Consider the following 25,834-nt stretch of genomic DNA (forward strand, 5'->3'; position numbering starts at 1 on the left):
TTACAGTCGATGCATCTTCTGGAAATGGACTTCTGCGCGTTGCAGGTCCGCTTCAGTATCCACGCCGGGTGGGAAGGCCACCGGTGTGCGTGTCACTGCGATCGCGTGCCCTGCCTGCAATACACGGAGTTGCTCCAAGGATTCGAGTTGCTCCAACCGCGAAGCGGGCATCGCCGCAAATCGATTTAAGAAATTGACGCGATACGCATAAACGCCGATATGTCGAAGCCATGCGTCTTGCGACAAGTCGATCTGTTGCGTGTCGAACTGCCCGCGTTGCCAAGGAATGGGCGCCCGACTGAAATACATCGCCGCATCGGTGTCCGACGCGACCACCTTGACCACATTGGGATCAAACACTTCAGCCTCATGCGTGATGGGCGTCGCGAGTGTCGCCATATCAAAGCCCGTGCGCGCCAAGAGTTCGGCCACTGCACGAATACCTTCAGGCGGCGCAAACGGCTCATCCCCTTGCACGTTGACGACGATCTCGTTGTCCGCCCAACCACTCAATGCGGCACATTCTGCCAAACGGTCCGTGCCACTTGCATGATCGACACGCGTCATGACGGCTTTGAAGCCCGCCTCGGTCACTGCCGCATAAATGCGCGCGTCATCTACGGCGACCACGACCTCGCGCGCTCCGGCCTGGCTTGCTTGGTGCGCCACATGCACCACCATCGGGATACCGCCAATCAATCTCAGTGGTTTATCCGGGAGGCGGGTTGCCGCCATGCGTGCCGGAATCGCAACAACGAATTCAATCTCGCTCATGGGGCGCTCTGCTTCAAGGACGCAAGCCGTGCATCGAGTGCGGACCAGAATGCGTCCGGCAGTTCGGCTTCCACCGCAATCTCATACCAATGATCACGCGCGAACGCTCGGCATTTGGCCGCATCCTTGCTCGTCATCAGAACGGGTAGATCACTCGAAAACTCGAAATCACTTTCGCTAAAAACATGATGATCCGGAAACGGGTGCGGAACAACTGCAATGTCGTGCCGCTTCAACATGTCAAAGAAGCGCTGGGGATGTCCGATACCTGCAACCGCATGGACGCGCTGCCCTTCGAAGGCCGCGAGCGTCGCGGTACGCGCACTGTTCATTGATTTGACCTGCGTGGGTCTCACAAACATCGCTTGAAAGTCTGTGCCGATTCTTTCTGCGGCAGCATCTGGCAATGCCCCCAAATTGACGACACGAAAGTCAAAGCGCGTGGCGCCAAGCGGCGACTCACGCAGCGGACCCGCAGGCAACAAGCGGCCATTGCCATAGCCGCGCATCGCATCGATCACTTCGATTTCGATATCGCGTGCCAAGCCATAGTGCTGAAGGCCGTCATCGCACACGATGACATCGCAACCTGCCGCCACCAACGCGCGTGCAGCGGCAGCGCGACGTGCATCTGCACGAATGCGCACGCCTGTCGCTTGCGCGATCATCACCGGCTCATCGCCGCCTACAAGCGCAGGCGTCGTCGCATCGACCCAGATCGCTTGCTTGGGATTTGATCGACCGTAACCGCGCGTCGCAAGACCCGGCGTGTAACCCGCGGCCTGCAAATGTTTGATCAGCGAAAGCACGAGCGGCGTCTTGCCCGTCCCTCCCACGGAAATATTGCCGACGATAATCACCGGCACGCCGGGATGAAAGGCCTTCTTCCACCCTTTTGCGTAGGCCCGCGCGCGAAGACCGCTGAGGGTGCGAAAGAGTGCCTCACCTGCGTGTGCCCAGAATGGCACCAAGACTTCAGCGTCGTACCACCAAGCAGGCGTCTGCCGTTTCGCGCTCAACGCAGCTTGCCTTCGCGGAACTGCATGCGATGCAAATGTGCGTACACACCATCGTTCGCAATCAATTCTGCATGTGTGCCTTGTTCGACAATTTCGCCCTCATCGAGCACCAATACTTGGTCTGCGTGTTCGACTGTCGAAAGGCGATGCGCAATCACCAAGGTCGTGCGGTCCGGCATCAAGCGATCTAGCGCTTGTTGCACCAATCGCTCGGATTCGTTGTCGAGGGCTGCGGTGGCTTCGTCCAAGACCAAGATCGGCGCGTCCTTCAACATGGCGCGTGCAATCGCAATGCGCTGACGCTGACCCCCGGAAAGCTTGCTCCCACGTTCGCCGACATCAGACTGCGCGCCCTCGGGCATGCGATCCACGAACTCAGCGGCATTCGCATCACGAATCGCCGCCGCAATGCGCGCATCATCCGCATCGCCCATTTCGCCGTACGCGATGTTCTGCGCAATGCTGCCGTCAAACAAAGTTACCTGCTGACTCACCATCGCGACCTGTCGACGCAGATCGGCCAATGGATACTCAGAAATGGAATGTCCATCCAACAAAATTTCACCCGAATCCACTTCATAAAAACGCGGAATCAGTTTCACCAAAGTGGACTTGCCACTGCCTGAACGACCGACGATCGCAGTCACCGTGCCCGGGCGCGCCGTAAAACTAATCGCGGTCAATGCGTCGCGTTGCTGCCCGTCATAACGCACGCCGACATTGCGGAACTCAAGCAAACCGCGTGAGCGCGCCAAGGGGCGCGTGCCCGTGTCTTTTTCTTCCGGTGCATCCAACACGGTGAAGACACGCGATGCAGAATCGATCCCGCGTTCGAGCATGCTTTGCACATTGGTCAGTTGCCGCAACAGCGGCACGATGCTGATCATTGCGGTCAACAGCGCAAAGAAATCACCGGCTGTCAGTCGGCCATTCAAGGCCTCATGCCCTGCAATGATGAGCATGACCGCCACACCGACCGCACCAAACACTTGCACAAACATCGACAACAGGCCATTGGTGACTTGCACCTTCAAAGCCAAGTTAACGTTGTGTTTCGTTTGCGTACCGTAGCGGTCCATCTCGGCCGCTTGTGCGCCGTAGGTTTTGACTTCTTGATGCGCGCGCAGTGCTTGATCGGCCGACTGCAAGAGGTCGGCATTCGACTTCTGAATTTGTGTGTTCAATAAGCGGTAACGCTTGCCGACCTTGCCCATCGTCCAGCCCATCACGGGCGCCAGCACAAACAAGACCAACGACACGCGCCAGCTCGTCCAGAACATCACGCTGACATAGGCAATGATCGACAGCACATTGCTGACGATGACCTTCAATGCGTCGACGGCCGCTTGCGCCACCATTTCGGTATCGCCGCTCAAACGCGTGATCATGGTCGGCACGTTTTCACGATCAAACGCTTGGCCGGGCAAGTTCAAATACTTGCGCATCAAACGCATGCGCAAATCGCGCACCACGTTGCGACCGGAGCGCACGATGGCATAGTCACCGATCAAGCCACCTAGCCCGCGAATGAATAAGAACGCCACCAAAGACGCGGGCACCCAATAGCTAAACACGCGGTTGACCAACATTTCGTCGATCATCGGCTTGGTCAAGCGCAAGATGCCCGCACCGGCGGCCGCTTCAACGGCCATGCCGAAGAAGCCCAAGAAGATCCACAGCCGATACGGCTTGGCGAACGCCAAAAGCCGCTTGTAGATCTCCCAGGATTTGCCTGTCTCGACCATCAGCCGCCGCTCGCTTTGACGTCCTTTTCAGGCGTCGGAGGTGCCGTTGCGATCATGATCTTGGTAAAGCCCAATTGCCCTAACGCTTCATAGGCCGTCACCACCGACTGGTGTTGTGACCGACCGTCTGCACGCAGCAACACTGTGCGTGAGCGGTCTGTGCCCGCGACGTCGGTGATCGTCTGTTTCAAAGAATCAAGATCGCGCTTGAGGACTTCGCGGTCTTCAAAGAAATAGCGGCCGTCCTGACTCACGAGCAGCGTCAACGGTTTTGCCATATCCGGTGTTGCGATGCCGTCAGCCTTCGGCAACTGCAAGCGCAGTACCGCACGCGAATCAAATGTCGTGGTCACCACAAAGAAAATGATGAGACACAGAATGACATCGATCAGCGGCACTAGATCAAGGTTGGGCTCGTCGTCTGAATGTGTTTTGCCAAACTTCATAGGTCGCTCAGTGCGCGTCCTTGTTCAGTGCATCATCGAGGGCCATCGCGTCGTGTTCCATATCGATCATGTAGCCCGCAATGCGTGCGCGCAACGTGCGGTGCATGATCAAGGCTGGAATCGCAACGATCATGCCGGTCGCCGTACACACCAAGGCCTTACCGATACCGCCCGCCAATTGGTTCACATCGCCCATGCCGTGATCGAGGATGCCCAAAAACATTTGGATCATGCCGACGACGGTTCCGAACAGACCGAGCAGTGGACCGACTGAAGCAATGGTCCCAAGTGCCGGCAGAAATTTCTCCAAACGATGCACGATGTGGCGACCGACGTCTTCAATACGTTCGCTGCGCTGCAAATGGTGCTTGCCCCGCACTTCGACAACGGCGGCTAGAAGCGCGCCCAAGGGCGAGTTGGCTTCAAGTGCAGAGAGGTGACCGGCTTCGATCTTGCCTTTCATCGCCCATTGCGTCACTTCAGTCGCTAGGCCTACGGGCATCACGGTTGACTTTCGCAAAGCCCAGAAGCGCTCAATGACGATGGACAAGGCTGCTAAAGACAGCAGCAACAACGGAATCATTGGCCAGCCGCCGGCCTTTACAAGTTCAAGCACGTTTACCTCGGGTACGGGGGAAGGGGTGAACCTCGCTGTCCATAGAATAGCCCAGAGCCGCCGTTTACCCCATCGCCCGCCATGGCATCCCACACCCGCGTGCGCCGACTGCGCTCTTGCGTCACCTCAATGCCGTCAGCCGAGAAGTCAAAGCGCACTGCGCCTGAGGCGGGCGTATTGAGGGCCAAGGTGCCGGCATCCAACCAGCGTTGCCAGACTTGCTCACGCGGGTGCTTGAACTTGTTTCGATAGCCCGACGACGCCACCGCAAAGCGTGCCCCCACTGCACGTACAAAGGGAAAGGTCGAAGACGTCTTACTGCCATGGTGGGGCATCGAGACCACGTCTGCGCGCAAGGCGTTCCGATTCTCAGCGAGCATGCCGTGTTCGCCTTCTGCCTCGACGTCACCGGTCAGCAAGACCGTGCCATGGGGACTGGTCACCTTGAGCACGCAGCTGCTGCCATTGCCTGCGTAGGGCATGTTCGGCGCCGGTGCGAGCACTTCAAACTGGATGCCATCCCAGCGCCAACGATCACCACGCTTGCATTCCGCGTCGTGCGCAATGGGCGTTTCGAACGGTGCTTGGACCTGTTTGGGTCTCATGGCCTTGACCACCGCTGCCGCGCCGCCTGCATGGTCTGCATCTCCATGACTCAGCATGAGCATGTCGAGTTGGCGAATGCCCAAGGCTGCCAATGCCGGGACCACGACTTTCTCACCCGCATCAAAGCCTTCTTGTGTTTTCGCGTCGCGGCCGAACTGGGTTTGCGCCTTGGGTCCTGCGTCATACAACAGCGTGTGATGACGGGTTTGCACCAAGATCGACAAGCCCTGCCCTACATCTAAAAAGGTCACGATCATGCCTGAGTCGACTGGACGCGGCACTGCAGGCGCTAAGAGTGGCAGCCACAACGCTGTCGACAGCAGCCGAAGTGGCATGCCTCTCGGCATCAAAAGCCAAAACGCGCCGAGCAACGCGAACGCCAAGGCCCAGGGGCTCGCCTCTGCTAGCGTGATCTCAGCACCTGGCCACGACGCCATGTGTTGAAACAAGGGCCACGCACAGTCAAACAGCCACGCTGCGATCGACCACAGCACCTGCGATAGGCCAGCACTCACGGGCGCACAGACCACACCGGCAATCGACAAAGGCACAATCACCAAACCCCAGAGCGGCACAGCCACCAAATTCGCAAATGGCGCGATCCACGAGGTTTGCCCGAAAAACAAAATGCACAGGGGTAACAAACCGATTGTGGCGATCATCTGCGCGGATAGCATTTCTTTGACCTTGCCGTGTTTTACACCTTGAAGGCACCAAGCAAGCCATGCCACACCAAGGAAGCTCAACCAAAATCCGGGGCGCAGAAGATTGAAAGGATCGATCAGCGCCAAACTGATTGCCGATGCGGACAAGGCCTGTGCGACGCCAAAACGTCGACGCAATAAAAGCGCGCCTGTCATGCACCACATCATGAGCAAGGTACGCACCGTAGGTACTTCGCCGCCGGCCAGCAAGGTATAGGCAATCGCGACACAGGCACCCGCGGCAGGGGCGGCGATTTTGCGCGGCAAAAAGCCGCCCAGCCACGGGCAGAGCCACCACACAGCTGCGGCAAAGCACACGCCAACCAAAGCTGCCATCGCGACATGTGCGCCGGAGATCGCAATGAGGTGGGTTAATCCGTTCGCGCGCAGCACGCGCCAGTCGTCATCTTCGATACCGCGTGTGTCGCCGACCGCAAGCGCGCGGATAAAGCGCGTCGCGGGCGCGTTCGATTGCGCGATCGAAAGTCCAAGTGCATCGCGCACACCATTGACACCTGTGCCCTCGCCGACCGCGTCCAGCGAACTGCCACGCACGATGGTGCCTGTCGCGACGATGCGTTGGGTAAACGCCGTGCGTTCTGAATCCAAGCTGCCCGGATTTCGATAGCCGTGGGGTCGCTTCAGCTTGACTTGAAACGACCAGCGCGTTCCTGCATGCACGACTGGCAATGATTGGCGCGGCTTCGCGTACCAGCCCAGTCGAATGACTCGGCCACGCAACGCTTGCGGTGCGCCGGTGTCATCGACACGAAACAAGAAGCTGCGCCGCCCTTCTTCCTGCTGTGGCAGATCTTGCACTTGGCCTTTGACGTGAATCGATTTGCCTTCCATGGCAGCGGGCATCCACGCCGCTTGCATGGCGGTGACGTGGAGTGACGCCAAGCCCCAACCCACGAACACGGCACTCAGCCCGACAGCGCGCGCCGGCCACAGCCAGAAGCCCGCGCCGACAACGACAAAACACACTGCCAACCAATCTGGCAAGGTGCCCGCGAAATACACGCAGAACACGATGCCTGCCAACAACCCCGCGGCTGCGCGCGGACCTAAAATCGGCATCCTTGCCGAAGGTGACGCCATTTACACCTCGTCGAGTGTGACTTCCTTTAATTTGCCATTGGTCAGTTCAAGCACGCGGCCCAAACGCTTCGCCAACTTTCTGTTGTGCGTGACCATGACCAGACTGGTTTTTTGCGCGCGATTCAGTTCGAGCATCAGATTGAACACGGTGTCCGCTGTTCGGTCATCCAAGTTGCCCGTCGGTTCGTCACCCAGCACGCATGCAGGTGAATTGACCAATGCGCGCGCAACAGCAGCGCGCTGTCGTTCGCCGCCGGACAACTCACCCGGCTTATGTTCCAAGCGTGCGCCCAAACCCACTTGCTCAAGCAATGCTTTGGCCGCCGATGCCGCACCGTGAGGATCTACACCGCCCAACATTTGCGGCAGCATGACGTTTTCAAGCGCGGTGAATTCCGGAAGCAAGTGGTGGAATTGATAGATAAAGCCCAAAGATTTATTGCGCAATACACCGCGCGCCGCATCGTTCAACGCAGACATCTTTTGGCCCTGTACGTACACCTCTCCTGCGCTGGGTACGTCCAGGCCACCCAAGATATGCAGCAAGGTACTTTTGCCTGCGCCGGAAGCGCCGACGATGGCAACTGATTCGCCCGCTTCGACTTTGAAATCCAATTGCTCGAACACTTGCGTATTGAGCTTGCCTTCGCTGTAGGTCTTGCTCAGCGCATCCGCACGAATGATCTCACTCATAACGCAAGGCCTCCGCGGGCGGTGTGCGCGCAGCACGCCATGCCGGATACAAGGTGGCAAGAAATGCCATGGTCAATGCAATCAAAGCAATCCATACGACGGAACCCGCTTGCAAGTCGGTTGGCAAACCGGTGATGTAATACACATCTTCAGGCAACAAATCGACTTTGAAGACACCTTCAATCAGCTTGAGGATGGACTCCAAATTCAAGGTCAACAAAATCCCGCCGATCACACCTGCCACGGTGCCAATCAAACCAATCAAACTGCCTTGCACCATGAAGATGCCCATGACTTGGCGAGGCGTCATACCGAGTGTGCGTTGAATGGCGATGTCGGCTTGTTTGTCCGTCACGAGCATCACTTGAGACGACACCAAGTTGAAAGCGCCCATCGCAATAATGAGCGACAGCAAGATGCCCATCATGGTCTTTTCCATCTTGATGGCGCGAAAAATATTGCCGTTCTGCTGCATCCAATCCAGCACCAAATACGTGCCACCTAGGCGCAGCGCCAGATCCCGTCCGACTTCCCATGCCAAGTTCATGTCATAAAGCTTGAGGCGCACGCCGGTGACGGCGTCGTCCATTCGCAAGACACGCTGCAGGTCATGCATCTCCACAATCGCAAGCCCGGCATCGAATTCTTGATGGCCCGCTTCAAACACGCCACTCACCTTGAAGCGTTTTAACTGTGAGACCGCACCCATGCCCGTCACTTGAATGCCGGAGGTCGTGATCACGACGGAGTCGCCTACGTCGACACCCAGGGCCTGCGCCAATTCGGCGCCCAACAAAACATTGAAGCTGCCCGGCTGCAAAGATTTAAAGTCACCGCGCACAACTTTCTCGCCAATCACCGACACCTTGACCTCTTGGCTCGGCACGATGCCGCGTACGACGGCCGGACGCTTTTCACTGCCCGCAAGCAAAGCCTGCGTATCGATGTAAGGCGCAACGGCTTCAACGCGTTTGTCTTGCATCGCTAGCGACATCGCGCGCTGCCAGTTGTCCATCGGCCGCCCTTCAGCCGTCACCGTGACATGGGCCGCCATTTGCAAAAGCCGATCGCGAATTTCTTTCTGGAAGCCACCCATCACCGACAAGGTGGTGATCAATACGCAGACGCCCAGCGCGATGCCGAGAATCGATGCGAGTGAAATAAAAGAAATGAACCCGTTGCGTCGTTTGGCACGCAGGTAACGGAGCCCGATGGAGACAGGTAAAGGTTTGAACATGTGGGAAGACCGAAGGTGAACCCCTATGTTGACAGCAAAGGTGTGTGGACCGCATCCACGCCCGTGTCGCGCAGGGACCGGAGTTCACGAAGCGCGGCGGCTGAAAGGTCGCCCGGGCAAAGTAAGAGCGATTTTCTACGCATCGCCGCATCGCGCCATGCGAGCAGTACCCATTGACCTCGCATATTCAAACGGAAGCCGGAAACACGCCCCCCGCGCACCCGGATCTGCAGGCCTGATTCGTTTTTGTCCCATTGCAGGACACCGGTATGCCAGCCAGACATCGCTTGATGTGCGCGTAAGGCCTCAACCAACAAAATCAAAGAAAGCACGCCTTTCAATGCAATGTCCAATCCGGACACGCACGTAGCGACGGTTGCCAGTGCGAATGCACTCCAAGGAAGGACGCGAGATAAGCGCCCTTTGCACCACTCAATACGGCAGCTTGCGCATTCGATCGAGGAATTCCGATAGTTCCGCGTCATCACACGCCTCGTAGCCCATCACCCATCGCCACAGCGTATCGTCTTCGGTTTCCAATAAACGTAGGAAAACGATGCGATCGTTGTCGGATTGATGCGCCCAAGCGTGCTTCAAATAACGATCGAACAATTGATCCAACTCACGCATGCCACGACGACAACGCCAGCGGATGCGTGAGAGATCGGATTCACCCATGAGTACAGGTCTTACGGCCGCGTATTAAACGCGGCGCGCAAGCATCAACTTCTTGATTTCTGCAATCGCATGGGCCGGGTTCAAGCCCTTCGGACAGGTCCGTGCGCAATTCATGATGGTGTGACAGCGGTACAAGCGGAACGGATCTTCAAGATCGTCCAAACGTTCGCCGGTGTCTTCATCGCGCGAATCGACAATCCAACGATAGGCTTGCAACAAGATTGCCGGACCCAGATAACGATCACCATTCCACCAGTAGCTCGGGCAGCTGGTGCTGCAGCATGCGCACAAGATGCACTCGTACAAACCGTCGAGCTTCTTGCGGTCTTCCGGCGACTGCAAACGTTCGCGATCTGACGGCGTCGGGCTTTGCGTCCGCAGCCACGGCTTGATCGATGCGTATTGGGCGTAGAAATGGGTCAGATCCGGCACCAGATCTTTGACCACTTCCATATGCGGCAACGGATAGATCGGCACTTCGCCACCGCGGCAATCTTCGACCGCCTTGGTGCATGCCAAGGTATTCGTGCCATCGATATTCATGGCACAGCTGCCACAAATACCTTCGCGGCATGAACGACGGAAGGTCAGCGTCGGATCGACTTCGTTTTTGATCTTGATGAGCGCATCGAGCACCATCGGACCGCAGCGGTCCATGTCGAGCTCATAGGTGTCCGTGCGCGGGTTTGCGGTGTCATCGGGACTCCAGCGATACACCTTGAAGGTGCGCTTGCGCTTTGCGTCCGCGGGCGCAGCAAAGTGCTTGCCCTTTTGTACCGTCGAATTCTTGGGGAGCGAAAATTCTGCCATGTTCGTGCCAATCCTCAGTACTTGCGCTCTTTCGGCGGGATGTAACCCACTTCGTCCGACAAGGTGTACGTATGCACCGGACGATAGTCGATTTCGGTCTTACCTTCGCGATTCACGGAACACATGGTGTGTTTCATCCATTGTTCGTCGTTACGCGTCGGGAAGTCTTCGCGCGCATGCGCACCGCGTGATTCTGTGCGGTTTTCTGCAGACACGATGGTGACGAGCGCTTGATCGAGCAAGTTCTCGAGCTCCATCGTTTCGATAAGGTCCGAGTTCCAAATCAGCGAACGGTCGGCCACTTTGACGTCTTCAAACGAGGCGTGAATTTCACGCATGGCTTTGACGCCTTCAGCCAAGGTTTCGCCGGTACGGAAGACCGCGGCGTCCTTCTGCATCGTGCGTTGCATGCGATCGCGAATCACTGCAGTCGAGGTTGAGCCATTTGCATTGCGCAGTTTGTCCAAGCGCGACAGGGCTTTGTCGGTGGCATCATCCGCCAACTTGGCGTGCTTGCTGTCCGGCTTGATGATTTCTGCGGCGCGATTGGCCACGGCGCGACCGAACACCACGAGATCAAGCAAGGAGTTCGAACCGAGACGGTTGGCACCGTGCACCGACACGCACGCTGCTTCGCCGATCGAGAACAAACCCGGTACGACAGAATCCGGATCGCCATTGCGCAATTGCACGACTTCGCCGTGATAGTTGGTCGGGATACCGCCCATGTTGTAGTGCACCGTCGGGATGACCGGAATCGGTTCTTTCTCGACGTCGACGCCGGCGAAGATACGCGCGCTTTCGGCGATACCCGGCAGTTTTTCGTGGATGACTTCGGGGCCCAAATGGGTCAAGTCGAGCAAGATGTGATCTTTGTGCTCGCCGACGCCGCGGCCTTCGCGAATTTCAATGGTCATCGAACGGCTGACCATGTCACGCGGCGCGAGATCTTTCACGCTGGGTGCATAGCGTTCCATGAAGCGTTCGCCGTTGCTGTTGCGCAGAATGCCGCCTTCGCCGCGCACGCCTTCGGTGATCAAACAACCCGCACCGTAAATGCCGGTTGGATGGAACTGCACGAATTCCATGTCTTGCATTGCAAGACCTGCACGCAATGCCATACCGCCACCGTCACCCGTACAGGTATGTGCAGACGTCGCAGAGAAATACGCACGACCATATCCGCCGGTGGCGAGCACCGTGCCATGTGCGCGGAACAAGTGAAGCTCACCCGTTTCCATTTCCAAGGCAAGCACACCGCGACATTCGCCGTTGGCATCCATGATCAAATCGATCGCGAAGTATTCGATGAAGAACTGCGCGTCGTGTGCCAGTGATTGTTGGTAGAGGGTATGCAGAATGGCGTGGCCGGTGCGGTCAGCCGCGGCACACGTACGTTGAGCTGGCGGGCCTTCACCGTAACGCGTGGTCATACCGCCGAATGGGCGCTGATAAATCTTGCCCTCTTCGGTGCGTGAAAACGGTACGCCGTAGTGTTCGAGTTCAATGATGGCCGGAATGGCTTCTCGACACATGTATTCAATCGCGTCTTGGTCGCCCAACCAGTCCGAACCTTTAACGGTGTCGAAGAAGTGGTAGCGCCAATCGTCTTCACCCATGTTACCGAGCGCGGCAGCCACACCGCCTTGCGCCGCCACTGTGTGCGAGCGGGTCGGAAAGACTTTGGTGATACAGGCTGTTTTCAGACCCTTCTGGGCCAGACCGAACGTGGCGCGTAAGCCAGCACCGCCGGCGCCGACGACGACCATGTCGAAATCGTGTTGATGAATTTTGTAAGCAGACATTTCTCAGTTCCCCATCGCGCCGAGCGATATCTTGAGTACCGCCAAGACGCCTGCAATCGCAGCGATGGCAAAGATGAATTTGTTGAGCAGGATGCTCGTGATCAACCACTTCGGCGAATGCACGTAGTCTTCAATCACGACTTGGATGCCGAGACTGGCGTGCCAGCACATGGCAATCAAAAAGGCGATCACGACCACCGCACTGATCGGATGGGCCAAGGCCGCATGCATCGCGTCAAAGCCACCCTGCAAATTGCACAGCAACAGGCCGATCACATATGCGCCCGTGAGCAGCAAGGCAACGGCAGTGATGCGTTGTTGAATGAAATGTTCGGTGCCCGATTTGGCCGAACCGAGGCCACGGACATTCTTGAGGGGTGCGCGCAAACGACTCATTGGACACCGCCTTGATGCATCATCGCGACGCAAAAAATAATCGCCGTCAGCACAACGCTGCCGATGATGGTGAACCAGCTATTGCGTACAAAGGCCGCAATCGCGTAGCCCTTGCCGGCGTCTTGGAACAAATGACGAATGCCGTTCAACAAGTGATACGAGAAGGCCCAGGTCCAACCGAACATGAAGACCAAGCCGAGCGGTGATCCGAGACAAGCAGCAAATGCGTCCCATGCCTGGCGACCCATCGCGAGCTGGACGGCGCCGTACACCGCAATCAAGGCCCCCGCCGCGAGCACGATGCCAGTCGCGCGATGAAGGATGGACGTCACCATTTGCACTTGCCAGCGATAAACCTGCAAATGCGGTGACAACGGGCGGTTGGTTTTCGCCATGAGCGCGGAGTCTCCGAGAATTAAAATGCGTTACGAAATGAGTCTGTTCAGAAGTCGATGCAGCGACCATTCTTCTCCCAATCTCCGTAGCGCGTGGGCTCGAGCCCCTCGCGGCCACCGAACTCGGGGGGCGTCTGTTTGGCTGCGTCGGGCGGGGGTTGCGGGACGGGCTGATCTGCCTTTTCCACGCCTTCGCCTATGATTTCTTTCTCGCTCACCTGCTGATTCTACGATCCGGCCGCCATGTCACACAACCTGAACCCGCCTGACTCACCGGATTTTGCGCTGCCCGCGCTGGCCATTGTGTCCGTCGAAGGCCCTGATGCCAGCCGCTTTTTGCATGCGCAGAGCATGAATGATGTGGCGGATTTGTCTGTCATGGATTGGCACTTGGACGGCTGGCTGACACCTCAAGGGCGGCTCGTTGCGCTGTTTACGGTCATCAAGTTGTCTGCGGAGCATCTGCTTTTAGTGACGCCATCAAGCGGCGTGACCGAACTCGTGGCAGGGCTGCAACGCTTTGTATTTCGTAGCAAAGTAAAGCTTTCAACCATGCCCGGCGCAACAGTCGCGGGTGCCGCTGCAGAGCTGCCCGCAGGTACGCGCGTGCAAGTCAGTTCCGATGTCGTTCGAGTGCGTTGGCCCGGTGAGGCGCGCAGTATGTGTTTGCATTTGACTGGCCCCGCTGCGCCCGTGGATGCGATGCAGGCGACCCATTGGATGCGCCAAGACATGCGTCTTGGCATTCCGTGGATCGGTGCAGATGCGACGCCGGCTTGGACGCCGCAACAACTGTCTTTGGAGCGGTGGCCCGCTTTCAGCGTGAAAAAAGGCTGCTATCCCGGCCAAGAGATTGTGGCGAGGACGCATTTCCTTGGAAAGGGAAAGCGTCAATTGCACCGCATTCAATGGGCGACCGACCCAGGAGACTGCACTGAGTCGGCCATCGTTCAACGCTTTGGCACAGAGGCGCTCTGCGTGTTGCCCATCGACGCGAAAGACCACCCCGACCTGATGTGCGGCGTGGCTTTCGACGTTTTGCCGTTCGACCCGCGCTGAGGTTTAAATCATCAGGGCATGCTTAGGCTGCGCAAGCGTATTCAATTGCGCTTGCTTGAGTTGGAGGTTGCGCTCATCGCTCTGTGCTTGAACGAGTTGTGCGAGGCCCTCTTCAAAGCCAACGCGTGTAAGTGCTTCTAAGGTTGTCGGTTCACGACGCGCTGCCGGACCCGTGGTGGCCGAATCACTCAAGACGACATTGGTTTGACCATTCTGTCCACGCGCCAAGGTGACTTCCGTAAACATGCCTTGGGCACCTGTGGATTTCCAATGATTCATCGCACCCGTGGCCAATTGCGGGGCAGACATGTGTGCGAGCTCTGGATGACGCGTCTTCAAGCTTTCCATGGCCGCGATGGCGGAATGCAGCACGGGCTTTAGACCCGGCGACTGCAGCGTGTCGTTCAAGGGATCGATGCTGACGTGACCCGGTCCATTGGTTTCGCGCACCGGTGCGTGTTCTTGCGGTCGATAGTGAAACTGTTTTTGCATCGTCGTATCTACCGGGTCAACGCGATAGCAGGCCTTGGGGTCTTGCTCGCACTTTGACTCAGGTGCCAACGACATGCGCGCCTTGCGTGCGCCAGGGTCTGTGTCGCCAAAGAGTTCGCCGAGTGTCGTCGGCAGATTCCATTGTGTGTCATGCAGCTTCGAGTAGGCATCTTTTGATTGCGGCACTTTCTCGAGAATGCGCTTACCGGAGAACCCGTTCACGACATCCACCAATGCGTTTTCGATGCGAACGGACGCGGCATCTTTCGCGTGCCCGTGTGCGGTGTCACCATGACCGCCTGGCACCGTGACAGACAGATAGCGACCGTCTTTGCTTTGACCGTCGGGCAGAATTGGATTCGAATCAAAGCCCGCACGTCGCTCATCACGCGACACCACTTGCACACCGTACAGCGTGGAGGACGGCAAGCGACGGTCGGTGTTCTCCAGCGCACCGGTCGCGACCGGATCCAACAGGAGCGCGGCCTGCGGCACTTTGCCCGGCTCAACCAAATACTGCGTTTTGCTGCCGGGTTGAAGCACACCGCGCTCATGCACGAGGCGCAAGAAGGCAGCGGCTTGATCACCACCGCGGCTAAACCCCATGCCAACAACGCGCAATTGCGCTTGCGGGTCTTCTTTGCGCCATTCGGCCATTTGTTGGCACATGCGCTCGTATTGGCGTTCGATCTTTTCGACCGCGCCGGTGCCATCTGCCAAACCGCGAATGCGTTCCAAGGCGTTGCCTTCTGCGCCTACACCCGTCTGATAGCCGACCGAAATGCCATGCTTGCGTCCCGAGACCTCCAACGCATCCGCAAAATAGCCGACGGCCGTGCGCACCTTACCGTCCTGCGCGTTCTGGACACGATCGCGCGTTTGATTGCTGCCATCGAACATGGCGTAGAAGAGCCGCTCATGACGATTGTTGCCATGCAATTTTGGGACGCGCGTTTCCGCAATCTTGTCGACGGCATTGGCGAGTTGCCAGTTGTCTTCTACCGAAGGATTGCGTTCCTTTGTGCGGTCCAGTCCCGATGTGCTGCCCATGTGCCCTCCCGAGCATGTCTCTGAAATGAAATCGCCGACTGCGATGTATTCAAATTAGAGATTTGGGTCAGACGGGGAAACTGGATAAACCCGCTTAGCGTGTCAGAAAAGTCCTAATGCTGCGTCGACAATATCTGCCTCTTTTGGAATCACCAAGAAGGCAGCGCCTGCGAGCGGGGTATAGGTGTCAGCACCCGAGATGCGATGCATGGGTTTGCCACCCTGCCCGCCTTCCGTCAGTGCGGTGATGACACCCTCGCCGACGCCGGCACTGTGTCGACCTTCATCGACCACCAGGATGCGTGCGCATTCGCGTGCTTCGCGCACAATCGCTTCGGCATTCAAAGGCACCAACCAACGCAGATCGACCACACGGACCTTGCAGGCCTGCTTGCGCTCGATGTCGCGCGCTGCACGCAAGCTCATGGGCACGCCATTGCCGTAAGTGAAGATCACCAGGTCTTTGGCTTCAGGCGAATAGACACGTGGCTCACCGATGACCAAGGCTTTGTCAGGTGTCGGATAGTGCGTCAGCCAAGCGCCATCACCTGCTTCGTACAAATCTTTGGTCATGTACAAAGCGATGGGTTCAAGAAACACACTGACCCGTCCATCGACCTTCGACAAAGCGGCCAAGGTCCGCAACATCATCGCTGCATCATCACCGCGCGAAGGACAGCCCACGACAAGACCGGGAATATCACGCAATGCCGTGATCGAATTGTCATTGTGGAAGTGACCACCGAAACCACGCTGGTAGCCAAGCCCAGCGATACGAATCAGCATCGGGTTCGCGAACTGATTGTTGCTGAAGAATTGCAGACTGCATGCTTCGCCACGCACCTGATCGATGGCGTTGTGCAAATACGCCAAATATTGAATCTCGGGAATCGGCAGCATCCCCATGTTGGCGAACCCTTGGGCCATGCCGAGAATCATCGTCTCATCGAGCAAGGTGTTGAAGACGCGCCGATTGCCAAACGCTTTGTGCAAGCCTTTGGTCACGGTGTAAACTCCGCCCTTCTGCGCGACGTCTTCGCCGAACAGCAAGGTTTCGGGATACTTCGCCATCAAGTCATGCAGACCTTGGTTGATCTGCACCGCCAAATGTTTCGGGGCTTGTGCTTCAGGCAGCTTTTCTTCGCCACCAAACACTTGTTCGCGCGTGGCCTGGTAGTCATTGCGTTGCGCTTCCACCATGACCTTGTCTGGCGTGTAAGGCGCGAGCGGCGCAACGACGTGTGCCAAGGTTTCAATGCGCGGTCGCTGATCCGCGTCTTCCGCAGCTGCAAAACACCGTTTGCGCGTGTCTTCGTACAAGGCAAGAATTTCCATCTTGCTCATCAAACCCGACTCAAGCCCAATGGCTGCAGAACGCAACAGCGGATCGCTCGCTTCTACCGCGCACAGCTCTTCGAACGAACGCCATTCGATTTCAAAATCTGTACCTGCATGCCCCATGATGCGCGTTGTGCGCAAATGCAAAAAGGTCGGACGACGCGTGCGACGACAATGTTCGACGGCTTTCTCAACATCGGCATAGCCGTTGGCCAAATCCAAACCATCGGCATAGAAGTAGTCGAGATCAGGACGGTTGCGGAAAGACGCAGCGATCCAATCATTCGGCGTTTTCACCGAAATACCAATGCCATTGTCTTCGCACACAAACAAAACCGGTGCCGGCAACTTCTGATACGCAGTCCAAGATGCTGCGTTGAATGCGGTCTGTGCCGTCGCGTGATTCGCCGAAGCATCACCGAAAGAACAAATCGCAATGCTGTCGTCCGGAATCGGCAAGCCACTACGCAAGCGCTTACCGGCCTCGATGGCGATCGCCGTCCCCAATGCCTTCGGCAAGTGCGATGCAATCGTTGACGTTTGCGGCAACACCCAAAGCGGTTTGCTTCCCCACACTTTATGGCGGCCACCACTTGCGGGGTCTTCTGCACTCGCGGCAAAGCTCAAGGCCGAATCCATGATCGGATCCATGCCCGGCAGCTTGCGGAAACGTTCGGCCATGAAACCACCGCTGCGGTAGTGCAAGAACGCCGGATCTGTGTGGCGTGTCGCACGCGCCACCATCGCATTGCCTTCGTGTCCCGACGAGCCGATGGTGTAGAAAACTTTATTTTGAACGCGTAACTCGCGCGCCATTAGATCCAGATGTCTGGAAATCAATTGCGATTCGAACAACTCTCTGAAACCACGCGCGTCCAAGGCACTGCCTTCGAGAATGGCTTCATTGGGCGAAGGTTTGGCGTCTTTCGGGCCGTCCCAGGCTTTGACGAACTCCATGAAGTTGACGTCGCAAATCTTTGCGCGATTCAAATCTTTCATACGCGCAGGGATGGGGTTCGGGACAGACGCAAACATGAACGTGATTCCAGTTAAGCGGTGATAGGCGCACGTTGGGCGCGCCATTCTGAACGGGTTTGACCCCAGATATTGATTTCTGTTTCTTCGAAGGGCGCGGGCAGAAAATTGCCTGTTTTCAACAAGCGTGCACCCAAGCGTTGTGCCACCTGTGCAGATGCCGTGTTATTCGGATCCACGCTATGAATGACCTCGGTCCAATTCAGTACATCGAAGGCCCAATCGATCGCAGCCGAACACGCCTCAGTGACGTAGCCCTTGCCACGACACTCCGGATGACAGGCATAGCCCACTTCAGTCCCCGGCCAGCCTTCTGGCTGCCACGGACCGGCCTGACCCACAAACTGGCCGGATGATTTTTCAATCATGGAGAACATGCCAAACCCCTGCGTCCACCAAGCACCTGGCATCACCAAGAAACGACGCCATGCCTCACCGCGCTTGAGCGGACCGCCAATAAAGTGCGTACCCGGATCAGCCATCATTTCGGCGAAGCGCTCAAAATCCTCTGCGTGCGGCACACGCAGCCACAAGCGCTCCGTTTCAATCGCCGGCGCACCTTCTCGCAAACGTTCGAACCATTGGGCGTGCGTGGCAGCCATGCGCTTGCTCTTGTTTAGAACGCGTTGATGCCTGTGAGTTCGCGACCCACGACCAACTGATGGACGGTCTCCGTTCCTTCATAGGTGATCACGGATTCCAAGTTCAAAGCATGGCGAATCGGACAATGTTCAGTGGTGATACCCGCGCCACCCAACAGATCACGTGCTTCGCGTGCAATGTCGATGGCCATACGCACGTTGTTCCACTTGGCCAAGCTCACTTGCGTCGGTTGCATGGTGCCTGCGTCTTTCAATCGACCCAACTGCAAAGAGATCAACTGCGCTGCCGTGATACGACGCGCCCAGTCAGCCATCTTCAATTGTGCGCTTTGTGTTGCCGCCACCGGACGATCAAACAGGATGCGTTCTTTCGAATACTTCAAAGCTTCGTCAAGACACGCAATGGCTGCGCCGATCGGTCCCCAAGTGATGCCATAGCGCGCTTGCGTCAAGCATCCCAACGGACCTTTCAAGCCTTTCACGTTAGGCAGTCGATTCGATTCGGGCACACGCACATTGTCAAAGAAGAGTGCGGACGTCACCGAGGCGCGCAGGCTCATCTTGTGTTTGATCAGTTGCGCGTCAAAGCCCTTCATGCCCTTCTCAAGCAAGAAGCCCTGAATACCGTCTTCGGTTTGCGCCCACACAATGGCGACGTCGGCGAGGTTGCCATTGGTGATCCACATCTTCGATCCATTGATCACCCAGTCATCGCCGTCGCGCTTGGCATGGGTCTTCATGTTCGCGGGATCAGAACCACCGTGGGGCTCGGTCAAACCAAAACAGCCAATCGCTTTGCCTGCAGCCATATCCGGCAACCAACGACGCTTCTGTTCTTCCGTGCCGTAGGCGTAGATCGGATACATACACAGCGAACTTTGTACGCTGGCAAAACTACGAATGCCGGAATCACCGCGCTCGAGTTCCTGGCAGATCAAGCCGTAGCTGACACCGTTCAAACCTGCACAGCCGTATTCCTCAGGCAATGACGAACCCAGCAAACCGAGTTCGGCCATTTCAGAGATGAGTTCTTTCGGGAATTCACCACGGTCGAAATAGTCGCCAATGATCGGCAGGACGCGCTCATCCGTAAACCGCGCCACGGAGTCTTGAACGGCACGCTCCTCTTCGGTCAAAAGGGAACGGACATCGAAAAGATCGTAAGGATGCAAGGCCATGGCAAGGTAGAAAGTCGTGGTGAAACGAACATTCTACCCGTCCCCCAAATTGAAAACGGGACCGCAAGCGGTCCCGTCAGTTGAACCCAGCAGCGAATGGCTTTAAAGCGATGTCACGACGCGGCCATCGACCACTGGAAACGCATTTCCGCTCGGACGGTCATCCAAGCGCACCGTGCGCTCCCGTCCGGCAAAGCTATAGGTCACGTCATAGGCAGACTTCGTCGCACCGGCGACGTCAATACGTGTCCCCGGCTTCTTGGTGACGCGCTTCACACCGGTCTCGCCTTCGGGGGTGCGGTAGGTGACGTTGTAGGCAATGGTCTTCTCAGACGTTGTGCGGTCGTTGACCGTTTGACAGCGTTGCTCAGTACGATTCACCACGCGTCCGCCCACATGGCGACGGTCGATGCGGTTGCCGATGTAGCCACCTGCTGCGGCACCGGCGACGGTTGCGGCATCACGACCGCGACCATCCCCCACTCGATTCCCGGCCAAACCGCCAATCACTGCACCAATGACGGTGCCACCAATATTGCCGTCGCGTTCTGGCAGTCGCTCTTGCACGACTTGGTCATGACACGATTGGCGCGGTGTGTTTTGCGCAACGGTCTTCGTGACTGGCGCCACTTCCAATACGCGCGCAGACACCGTGCCGCCTTGCTTGACTTCATTCACCGCCAAGATGGGCGCACGTGTTTGCGCGAGCGTTGCTGCAGAGGGTGTCAGGGGCGCTGCGGCCATCGCCAAGTCATTCGTGGGCTGCGATGTGAGCGCAGAGTGCGCCACGGCCGGCTCAACCTTGTTGCCAGATGCGCGCATTTCATTAAAAGCCGCTACCGCGCCGCCGCCAACAAGCAATGCAGCGCCAATTGAGGCGGCAAGAATTTTATGGTCGGTGGTCATATGGAAGTCTCCTTGGACTCTGCGTTTTACGGCCTCCATTAAGGACCTCAGCGCCTGAACGTGCGCCGGATTCCGCCGCTATAAACTGTCGCCCTGCTGAATGTTCCCGATCCGTTCAATTGTGTAAACACGGGCTGACCCACGCCGTGCTAGCGTGATCTTGTCGAGTTAAGGAGTCCGCCTCATGGCAACATTTCTCTTGCGTCCCCTGCTGAAGTGGGCGGAAAAATTGAGTCATCCGCGTTTGTTTGCGGTGATCGGCGCCCTGTTCTTCTTCGACATGATCATTCCTGATTTCATTCCATTCATTGATGAAATCCTGCTCGGCCTGGGCACCTTGGTCTTAGCCAATATGAAGCGCAAGCACGTTGATACGAGTCGCACTGACAACGTGATCGATGGCGAAGCGCGCTAAGGCTTGGGCGAAGCCTTGTTGCAACTTTTTGATACGCATAGCCACTTCGACGTCGATGCATTCGATGCAGATCGCGATGTGGTGCTTGTACGTGCAAAAGCGGCGGGTGTGCATTGGCAATTGGTGCCAGCAATCGAACGCCAAGGCTGGCAAGGTCTAGCCGACGTCTGCAGCACTGACGCGGGCTTGCTGCCTGCTTTCGGATTGCATCCGGTCTACTTGAACACGCACTGTCAAGCAGACCTCGATGCATTGCCCACTTGGATCGCGAACCACACGAGCCTTGCCATTGGCGAAATCGGTTTGGACTATTTCATGCCCGAGCTCGACGTGGACATGCAACATCATTACTTCGAATCGCAACTGCACATCGCGCGCGAGTTGCGCTTGCCCGCCATTATTCATGCGCGCCGTGCGGTAGACGCGGTGATCCACGCACTTCGACGCATCAAGACAGTGGGCGGGATCGTGCACAGCTTTTCGGGAAGCGCGCAACAAGCGCAGCAACTCAACGCGTTGGGCTACAAAGTGGGTATTGGCGGTCCGGTGACCTATGCGCGTGCGCAACGCATGCATCGCGTCTTAAAGGAATTACCGCGCGATGGCTTCGTGTTGGAAACCGATGCACCGGATCAACCGGATTCGGAATGGCAAGGTCAACGCAATGAACCCGCACGTATCACGCAGGTTCTAACGCATGTGGCACGCATCCGCGACGAAGCTCCGGAGGACATTGCGCGATATACCACTGAAACAGCGCGCACACTCTTTGGCGTTTAGCTGGTTGCTTTCTTAAGCAGTTCCAAGACGCGACCCACAGCCGCGAATGCGAAGGCACCCGTCACATGTGTTGCCGCACCCAAACCCGCGCCACATTCCATGCGCAGAATTTCATCTTTGTTGAGCGCAGGTCGAACACCACACACCGATCCGTCCGCTTGCGGGTACTGAACGTTCTCTAGCGAATACACAGCCGAAATGCTGAAGTAACGATCCTTGTTGCGCGGAAAGTTGAATTCACTGCGCAATTTTTTGCGGATCAAAGACAGCATGGCATCGTGCTCCGTGCGTGACAGATCTCGCAAGCGAATCTGTGTCACATCGGTTCGACCACCGGCCGATCCCACCATCACCAACTTTTGCTTGCGCCGCTTGCAGAAGGCAGCCAATGTCACCTTGGTGCGAAAGCTATCGCATGCGTCCAGCACCACATCGACATCGTCGGACATCAATGCGTCCATGTTGGACTCGGTCAGGAACGACTGCACTTCGATCACTTCAATGGACGGGTTAATCGCGCGGCAGCGCGCCGCCATCTCCGAGATCTTGGGTCGGCCATAAGCGCCCGCCAAGGCGGGCAGTTGCCGATTGGTATTGGAGACGCAAATGTCGTCTGCGTCGATCAAGGTCAATTTGCCGACGCCGCTACGTGCAAGCGCTTCCACAGCCCAAGAGCCCACCCCGCCGACACCGACGACGCTGACATGCGCATCTTTCAGAGCGGCCAATGTGCCACTCCCATACAGGCGGTCAATGCCGCCAAATCGTTCTGCGCGTGGGTCCATGATCTTGGAATAATCCTCTTAATTCGTGCTACTTTCTGCTGAACCAGAGGAGGAACCCCAATGTCGACAGAAAATCCGAGGCCGCAAAGCGGCAATGCGTTCGGACGCTATTTTTTCATGTTGTTGCTCGGCTTGGTACTGGGCGCGATCGCAACCGTGATGATCACCAATGCCATCCAAGCGCGCAAAGACCACTTTCCTGATGCCGTCATGACTGTCATGTCCTGGCACATGGATCAATTGAAACAGAATGTTGAGGCAAATCGCTGTGCCGTGACTGACACGCTGCCCCACCTGCAATCATTGCGCCGCATGGCAGACAACTTGGAACCCGGTTTCAAGACCCTGTCTGCCGCAGACGCCAAGTTCGGCCAACACGCCAGCAACCTACGTAGCACGCTGGACGGCGCACTTGCCGCTCCGCCTTCAAGCTGCGACGGCTTGAAGAAAGTGATGGCGCAAATTGGTGACGGTTGCAAAACCTGCCATCAGGACTTCCGCAAATAATCGCGTGAAGCCTCGTTGACATCTCAAGCGCCGACATGAATGTCGGCGCTTTTTTTTGCCCCGGTTCGTTTGGTGTTCAGTCCGTCGAAGCTAGTTTCGGAAGTACATCCCTCGGAGGCTTCCTGATGAAGCATTACGCAAAGATTGCACTCATTGTCGCAACGACCTTGACGATGGGTGCCTGTGCGACCACGTCGAATGGCTATGGTTACGGCAACAGCGCACCAGGACCGGTATCCGGTCAATGCTATGACTGTGGCACGGTGACGCGCATCGACACGACCTCGCATTCGAATGCACCCAATGCCACCGGCGCGATTATTGGGGGCGTGGTGGGCGCAGTTGCTGCACGCCAAATTGCGAAAGACAAGACCTCTAGCGAAGGCAAGCAAAATGCTGCAGCCATTGCGGGTGCCGTAGGTGGCGCAGTCGCAGGTAACGCGATTCAAAACCGCACGCAGAATGACTACAGTGTCACCGTGCGCATGGATGACGGTCGCTACGTAACGACCTCGCAATCGGACATCGGCGGCATTCGAGAAGGCTCGTATGTGCGCGTGTACAACGGGCGTGCTTGGGCGCGCTGAGTGACGTTCGCGCTTCGATTCACGAACACAAAAAAAGGCCCGCGCGAGCGGGCCTTTTCCAATTCGATATCACGCGACAAGCGCGTGGAAAGAATTATGCAGCTTCGACTGCGTCGGCTTGCAGACCTTTTTGGCCTTGCACGACTGTGAAAGAGACGCGTTGGCCTTCTTTCAAGCTCTTGAAGCCTTGCATTTGGATCGCGCGGAAATGCACGAACACGTCTTCGCCGTTTTCACGGCTGATGAAGCCGAAGCCCTTCGCGTCGTTGAACCACTTAACGGTTCCGATTTCACGATTCGACATTGGTATTGCTCCTTGTAACAAACTAAATTAACGATGGTGCTGGTTACAAGGAGGAAGCGGGCAAAAGCGAGACAAACGTAAAACGGTTGCCGCACCGGCGGGCCACGGTTCACTGTGACCCTTGAAACTCAGCACTCGCACGGTAACCCCCTCACGGCCAAATTGCAATCACACCCTCACACTATTCAGAATTGACCCTCGGGCGCCCTCGGCCCACCCTTTCCGCTTGGAGTCCCCTATTGGACATGCAACACCTCTATTTTGCCGGCGCGGCTATCCTGATTCTGATCGGTCTGGCTGGCACTTTGCTCCCCGCTCTACCGGGCTTACCGCTTGTTTTTATTGGACTTTTGCTCGCTGCCTGGGCCGATCACTTCGAGCGCGTGGGTGCGGTCGTGCTGATCGTTTTGGGTGCCCTGACCGTCATTTCTTTAGTGGTGGATTACTGGGCATCGGCCAAAGGCGCGGCCCGGACGGGTGCCAGCCGCCTCGCCGTGATTGGTGCAGCGCTCGGCACACTTGCGACGTTTGTGCTCGGCCCGATCGGGCTATTTGCGGGTCCGTTCGTCGGTGCAGCGGTGGGTGAAATCCTCCATCGCCGCAGTCTGGCCGGCAAAGATTTGGGTGATGCAACCAAAGTTGGTTTGGGCGCGACGCTTGGCGTCATCTTTGGCATCGTGTTGAAACTCGGTATCGCGTTTCTGATGTTGGGTCTGTTTGCTATCGCGTGGTTTGCATGAACATTGCACAGCTTGCTTATGTTTGGATTCCGGCAGTTCGAAAGCATCTGTCCTTTCTTGATGCGGTGGATGATGCGTTTTCAGAAGTCCAAGACAAAGTTGCGAAACTGATTGGTACGCTGCCGCTGCTTGTCGTTGCACTCATCATTGTTGCCTTCTCGATTTGGTTTGGTGGTTGGTTTAGCCGCCGCATCAAAATTCTGCGCCGCATTTCGAACCAGAATCCGTACATGGACGGGCTGCTTCGAAACATCATCAAATTCTTGATCGTTTTGGGCGGCGTATTGCTGGCGCTCGACATGTTGGGTGCCACCTCGCTTGTGGGCGCCGTGTTGGGGTCTGCCGGTGTGGTCGGCTTGGTGCTCGGCTTTGCATTCAAAGACATTGCTGAGAACTATGTGTCCGGCATCTTGCTCAGCATTCGACAGCCGTTCAATCCTGGCGACTTGGTCAAAATCGATACGCATGAAGGTCGCGTTGTCGCGTTGACCGCGCGCGCAACCTTGTTGATGACATTGGATGGCAACCAGTTGCTATTGCCGAATGCCACGGTCTTCAAATCGGTCATGCTGAACTACACGCGCAATCCGCGGCGCCGCTTCGACTTCACAACGAACGTCAATATCGGTAGCTCATGGAGTGAGGCCATGAGTATCGGCATCAAGACCATTTCCGAGATACCTGGCGTACTTGCAGACCCCGCGCCTTCTGCCCTGATCAAGGACCTCGCTGACAATGGCGCCAGCTTGCAGTTCTTTGGCTGGATCGACCAGAAAAAGAGTGATCTCTCGAAGACCCGAAGCGAAGCGATGCGCTTGGTCAGGCGGAAACTGCGCGAGGCAGGTGCTTCGCCGCCAGATGCCACACAAAAAGTTGTGCTATCGCGCTTGCCAGATGCCGCAGAAACACTGCACATCGCCAACGAAGCGAAACACGCAGGTGACGTATCCGTGGACCGCACCTTGGACGATGCGGTCGCACATGCCAATAAAACGGAAGGCGGAAACTTATTGGATGATGCGAAATAATCG

29 protein-coding genes are annotated in these 25,834 nt (G+C 57.0%); 7 read left to right on the forward strand and 22 right to left on the reverse strand.

Annotated features, from left to right (window positions below; all coding sequences use genetic code 11):
• From kdsB to G7069_RS09960, 15 genes are all read right to left on the reverse strand, one after another.
• Positions 1 to 774, reverse strand: coding sequence for a 3-deoxy-manno-octulosonate cytidylyltransferase (gene kdsB, locus G7069_RS09890; RefSeq protein ID WP_166297099.1), 774 nt, complete (start codon positions 772 to 774; stop codon positions 1 to 3).
• A complete protein-coding gene (gene lpxK / locus G7069_RS09895; RefSeq protein ID WP_166297101.1) occupies positions 771 to 1,793 on the reverse strand; it encodes a tetraacyldisaccharide 4'-kinase in 1,023 nt (340 codons plus the stop codon). The genes kdsB and lpxK overlap by 4 nt, the downstream gene beginning before the upstream one ends.
• Positions 1,790 to 3,538 carry a lipid A export permease/ATP-binding protein MsbA gene (msbA, locus tag G7069_RS09900; protein ID WP_166297103.1) on the reverse strand — a complete coding sequence of 583 codons (1,749 nt, stop codon included), beginning with the start codon at positions 3,536 to 3,538 and terminating at the stop codon, positions 1,790 to 1,792. The genes lpxK and msbA overlap by 4 nt, the downstream gene beginning before the upstream one ends.
• A complete protein-coding gene (locus tag G7069_RS09905; protein ID WP_166297105.1) occupies positions 3,538 to 3,984 on the reverse strand; it encodes a biopolymer transporter ExbD in 447 nt (148 codons plus the stop codon). Before G7069_RS09905 ends, msbA begins: the two co-directional genes overlap by 1 nt.
• 7 nt (positions 3,985 to 3,991) lie before the next feature.
• On the reverse strand, positions 3,992 to 4,600 hold the full coding sequence (locus tag G7069_RS09910; RefSeq protein WP_166297107.1) for a MotA/TolQ/ExbB proton channel family protein: 609 nt from the start codon (positions 4,598 to 4,600) through the stop codon (positions 3,992 to 3,994).
• Positions 4,601 to 4,602: 2 nt separating this feature from the next.
• Entirely contained in the window at positions 4,603 to 7,011 is a 2,409-nt protein-coding gene (locus G7069_RS09915) for a DNA internalization-related competence protein ComEC/Rec2 (protein WP_205758717.1), read from the reverse strand.
• Entirely contained in the window at positions 7,012 to 7,704 is a 693-nt protein-coding gene (lolD, locus tag G7069_RS09920) for a lipoprotein-releasing ABC transporter ATP-binding protein LolD (RefSeq protein WP_166297111.1), read from the reverse strand.
• Positions 7,697 to 8,941 carry a lipoprotein-releasing ABC transporter permease subunit gene (locus tag G7069_RS09925; protein WP_166297113.1) on the reverse strand — a complete coding sequence of 415 codons (1,245 nt, stop codon included), beginning with the start codon at positions 8,939 to 8,941 and terminating at the stop codon, positions 7,697 to 7,699. Before G7069_RS09925 ends, lolD begins: the two co-directional genes overlap by 8 nt.
• A gap of 23 nt (positions 8,942 to 8,964) precedes the next feature.
• Positions 8,965 to 9,303 (reverse strand): hypothetical protein, encoded by a 339-nt coding sequence (locus tag G7069_RS09930; protein ID WP_166297115.1) that lies wholly within the window; start codon positions 9,301 to 9,303, stop codon positions 8,965 to 8,967.
• A gap of 70 nt (positions 9,304 to 9,373) precedes the next feature.
• Positions 9,374 to 9,619: a succinate dehydrogenase assembly factor 2 gene (locus G7069_RS09935; protein ID WP_166297117.1), complete on the reverse strand. Its 246-nt coding sequence runs from the start codon at positions 9,617 to 9,619 to the stop codon at positions 9,374 to 9,376.
• A gap of 24 nt (positions 9,620 to 9,643) precedes the next feature.
• Positions 9,644 to 10,429 carry a succinate dehydrogenase iron-sulfur subunit gene (locus G7069_RS09940; RefSeq protein WP_166297119.1) on the reverse strand — a complete coding sequence of 262 codons (786 nt, stop codon included), beginning with the start codon at positions 10,427 to 10,429 and terminating at the stop codon, positions 9,644 to 9,646.
• Between the two features lie 14 nt (positions 10,430 to 10,443).
• Positions 10,444 to 12,234, reverse strand: a complete 1,791-nt coding sequence (gene sdhA / locus G7069_RS09945; RefSeq protein WP_166297121.1) for a succinate dehydrogenase flavoprotein subunit — start codon at positions 12,232 to 12,234, stop codon at positions 10,444 to 10,446.
• 3 nt (positions 12,235 to 12,237) lie between these two features.
• The gene (sdhD, locus tag G7069_RS09950; protein WP_166297123.1) at positions 12,238 to 12,630 is read right to left on the reverse strand and encodes a succinate dehydrogenase, hydrophobic membrane anchor protein; all 393 of its coding nucleotides are present in this window, start codon (positions 12,628 to 12,630) and stop codon (positions 12,238 to 12,240) included.
• Entirely contained in the window at positions 12,627 to 13,025 is a 399-nt protein-coding gene (sdhC, locus tag G7069_RS09955) for a succinate dehydrogenase, cytochrome b556 subunit (RefSeq protein WP_166297125.1), read from the reverse strand. The genes sdhD and sdhC overlap by 4 nt, the downstream gene beginning before the upstream one ends.
• A gap of 47 nt (positions 13,026 to 13,072) precedes the next feature.
• Positions 13,073 to 13,243, reverse strand: coding sequence for a DUF1674 domain-containing protein (locus tag G7069_RS09960; protein ID WP_166297127.1), 171 nt, complete (start codon positions 13,241 to 13,243; stop codon positions 13,073 to 13,075).
• A 25-nt stretch (positions 13,244 to 13,268) separates the two neighbouring features.
• Between G7069_RS09960 and G7069_RS09965 the strand changes: the two genes are divergently transcribed.
• Positions 13,269 to 14,084, forward strand: a complete 816-nt coding sequence (locus G7069_RS09965) for a folate-binding protein YgfZ (protein ID WP_166297129.1) — start codon at positions 13,269 to 13,271, stop codon at positions 14,082 to 14,084.
• A 3-nt stretch (positions 14,085 to 14,087) separates the two neighbouring features.
• On the opposite strand, the gene G7069_RS09970 is transcribed toward G7069_RS09965, so the two are convergent.
• The 5 genes from G7069_RS09970 to G7069_RS09990 form a co-directional block, all read right to left on the reverse strand.
• Positions 14,088 to 15,626 (reverse strand): DUF2235 domain-containing protein, encoded by a 1,539-nt coding sequence (locus tag G7069_RS09970; RefSeq protein WP_166297131.1) that lies wholly within the window; start codon positions 15,624 to 15,626, stop codon positions 14,088 to 14,090.
• Positions 15,627 to 15,728: 102 nt separating this feature from the next.
• Positions 15,729 to 17,999 (reverse strand): thiamine pyrophosphate-dependent enzyme, encoded by a 2,271-nt coding sequence (locus G7069_RS09975; protein WP_166297133.1) that lies wholly within the window; start codon positions 17,997 to 17,999, stop codon positions 15,729 to 15,731.
• Between the two features lie 14 nt (positions 18,000 to 18,013).
• Entirely contained in the window at positions 18,014 to 18,601 is a 588-nt protein-coding gene (locus G7069_RS09980; RefSeq protein WP_166297135.1) for a GNAT family N-acetyltransferase, read from the reverse strand.
• A gap of 14 nt (positions 18,602 to 18,615) precedes the next feature.
• Entirely contained in the window at positions 18,616 to 19,779 is a 1,164-nt protein-coding gene (locus G7069_RS09985; RefSeq protein ID WP_166297137.1) for an acyl-CoA dehydrogenase family protein, read from the reverse strand.
• 102 nt (positions 19,780 to 19,881) lie between these two features.
• Complete coding sequence (locus G7069_RS09990) at positions 19,882 to 20,685, reverse strand: glycine zipper 2TM domain-containing protein (protein ID WP_240912578.1); 804 nt, start codon at positions 20,683 to 20,685, stop codon at positions 19,882 to 19,884.
• Positions 20,686 to 20,869: 184 nt separating this feature from the next.
• On the opposite strand from G7069_RS09990, the gene G7069_RS09995 reads away from it, so the two are divergent.
• The gene (locus G7069_RS09995) at positions 20,870 to 21,100 is read left to right on the forward strand and encodes a DUF6116 family protein (RefSeq protein WP_166297139.1); all 231 of its coding nucleotides are present in this window, start codon (positions 20,870 to 20,872) and stop codon (positions 21,098 to 21,100) included.
• Between the two features lie 15 nt (positions 21,101 to 21,115).
• Positions 21,116 to 21,880: a TatD family hydrolase gene (locus G7069_RS10000; protein ID WP_205758718.1), complete on the forward strand. Its 765-nt coding sequence runs from the start codon at positions 21,116 to 21,118 to the stop codon at positions 21,878 to 21,880.
• Here the strand turns inward: G7069_RS10000 and G7069_RS10005 are convergent.
• On the reverse strand, positions 21,877 to 22,665 hold the full coding sequence (locus G7069_RS10005) for a tRNA threonylcarbamoyladenosine dehydratase (protein WP_166297141.1): 789 nt from the start codon (positions 22,663 to 22,665) through the stop codon (positions 21,877 to 21,879). The two genes, G7069_RS10000 and G7069_RS10005, sit on opposite strands and share 4 nt — an antisense overlap.
• A 60-nt stretch (positions 22,666 to 22,725) precedes the next feature.
• Here G7069_RS10005 and G7069_RS10010 point away from each other — a divergent pair, with 60 nt between their 5' ends.
• Together G7069_RS10010 and G7069_RS10015 are read left to right on the forward strand one after the other, a co-directional pair.
• Complete coding sequence (locus G7069_RS10010; protein WP_166297143.1) at positions 22,726 to 23,172, forward strand: cytochrome c; 447 nt, start codon at positions 22,726 to 22,728, stop codon at positions 23,170 to 23,172.
• 125 nt (positions 23,173 to 23,297) lie between these two features.
• Positions 23,298 to 23,759: a glycine zipper 2TM domain-containing protein gene (locus tag G7069_RS10015; protein ID WP_166297145.1), complete on the forward strand. Its 462-nt coding sequence runs from the start codon at positions 23,298 to 23,300 to the stop codon at positions 23,757 to 23,759.
• Positions 23,760 to 23,853: 94 nt separating this feature from the next.
• On the opposite strand, the gene G7069_RS10020 is transcribed toward G7069_RS10015, so the two are convergent.
• On the reverse strand, positions 23,854 to 24,063 hold the full coding sequence (locus tag G7069_RS10020; protein WP_166297147.1) for a cold-shock protein: 210 nt from the start codon (positions 24,061 to 24,063) through the stop codon (positions 23,854 to 23,856).
• 239 nt (positions 24,064 to 24,302) lie between these two features.
• On the opposite strand from G7069_RS10020, the gene G7069_RS10025 reads away from it, so the two are divergent.
• Both G7069_RS10025 and G7069_RS10030 read left to right on the forward strand, forming a co-directional pair.
• Positions 24,303 to 24,803, forward strand: coding sequence for a DUF456 domain-containing protein (locus G7069_RS10025; protein ID WP_166297149.1), 501 nt, complete (start codon positions 24,303 to 24,305; stop codon positions 24,801 to 24,803).
• A complete protein-coding gene (locus G7069_RS10030) occupies positions 24,800 to 25,831 on the forward strand; it encodes a mechanosensitive ion channel family protein (RefSeq protein WP_166297151.1) in 1,032 nt (343 codons plus the stop codon). Before G7069_RS10025 ends, G7069_RS10030 begins: the two co-directional genes overlap by 4 nt.
• The last annotated feature ends 3 nt before the right edge of the window (positions 25,832 to 25,834 follow it).

The sequence above is a fragment of the Lysobacter sp. HDW10 genome (assembly GCF_011300685.1).
Lineage (GTDB): Bacteria > Pseudomonadota > Gammaproteobacteria > Xanthomonadales > Xanthomonadaceae > Solilutibacter.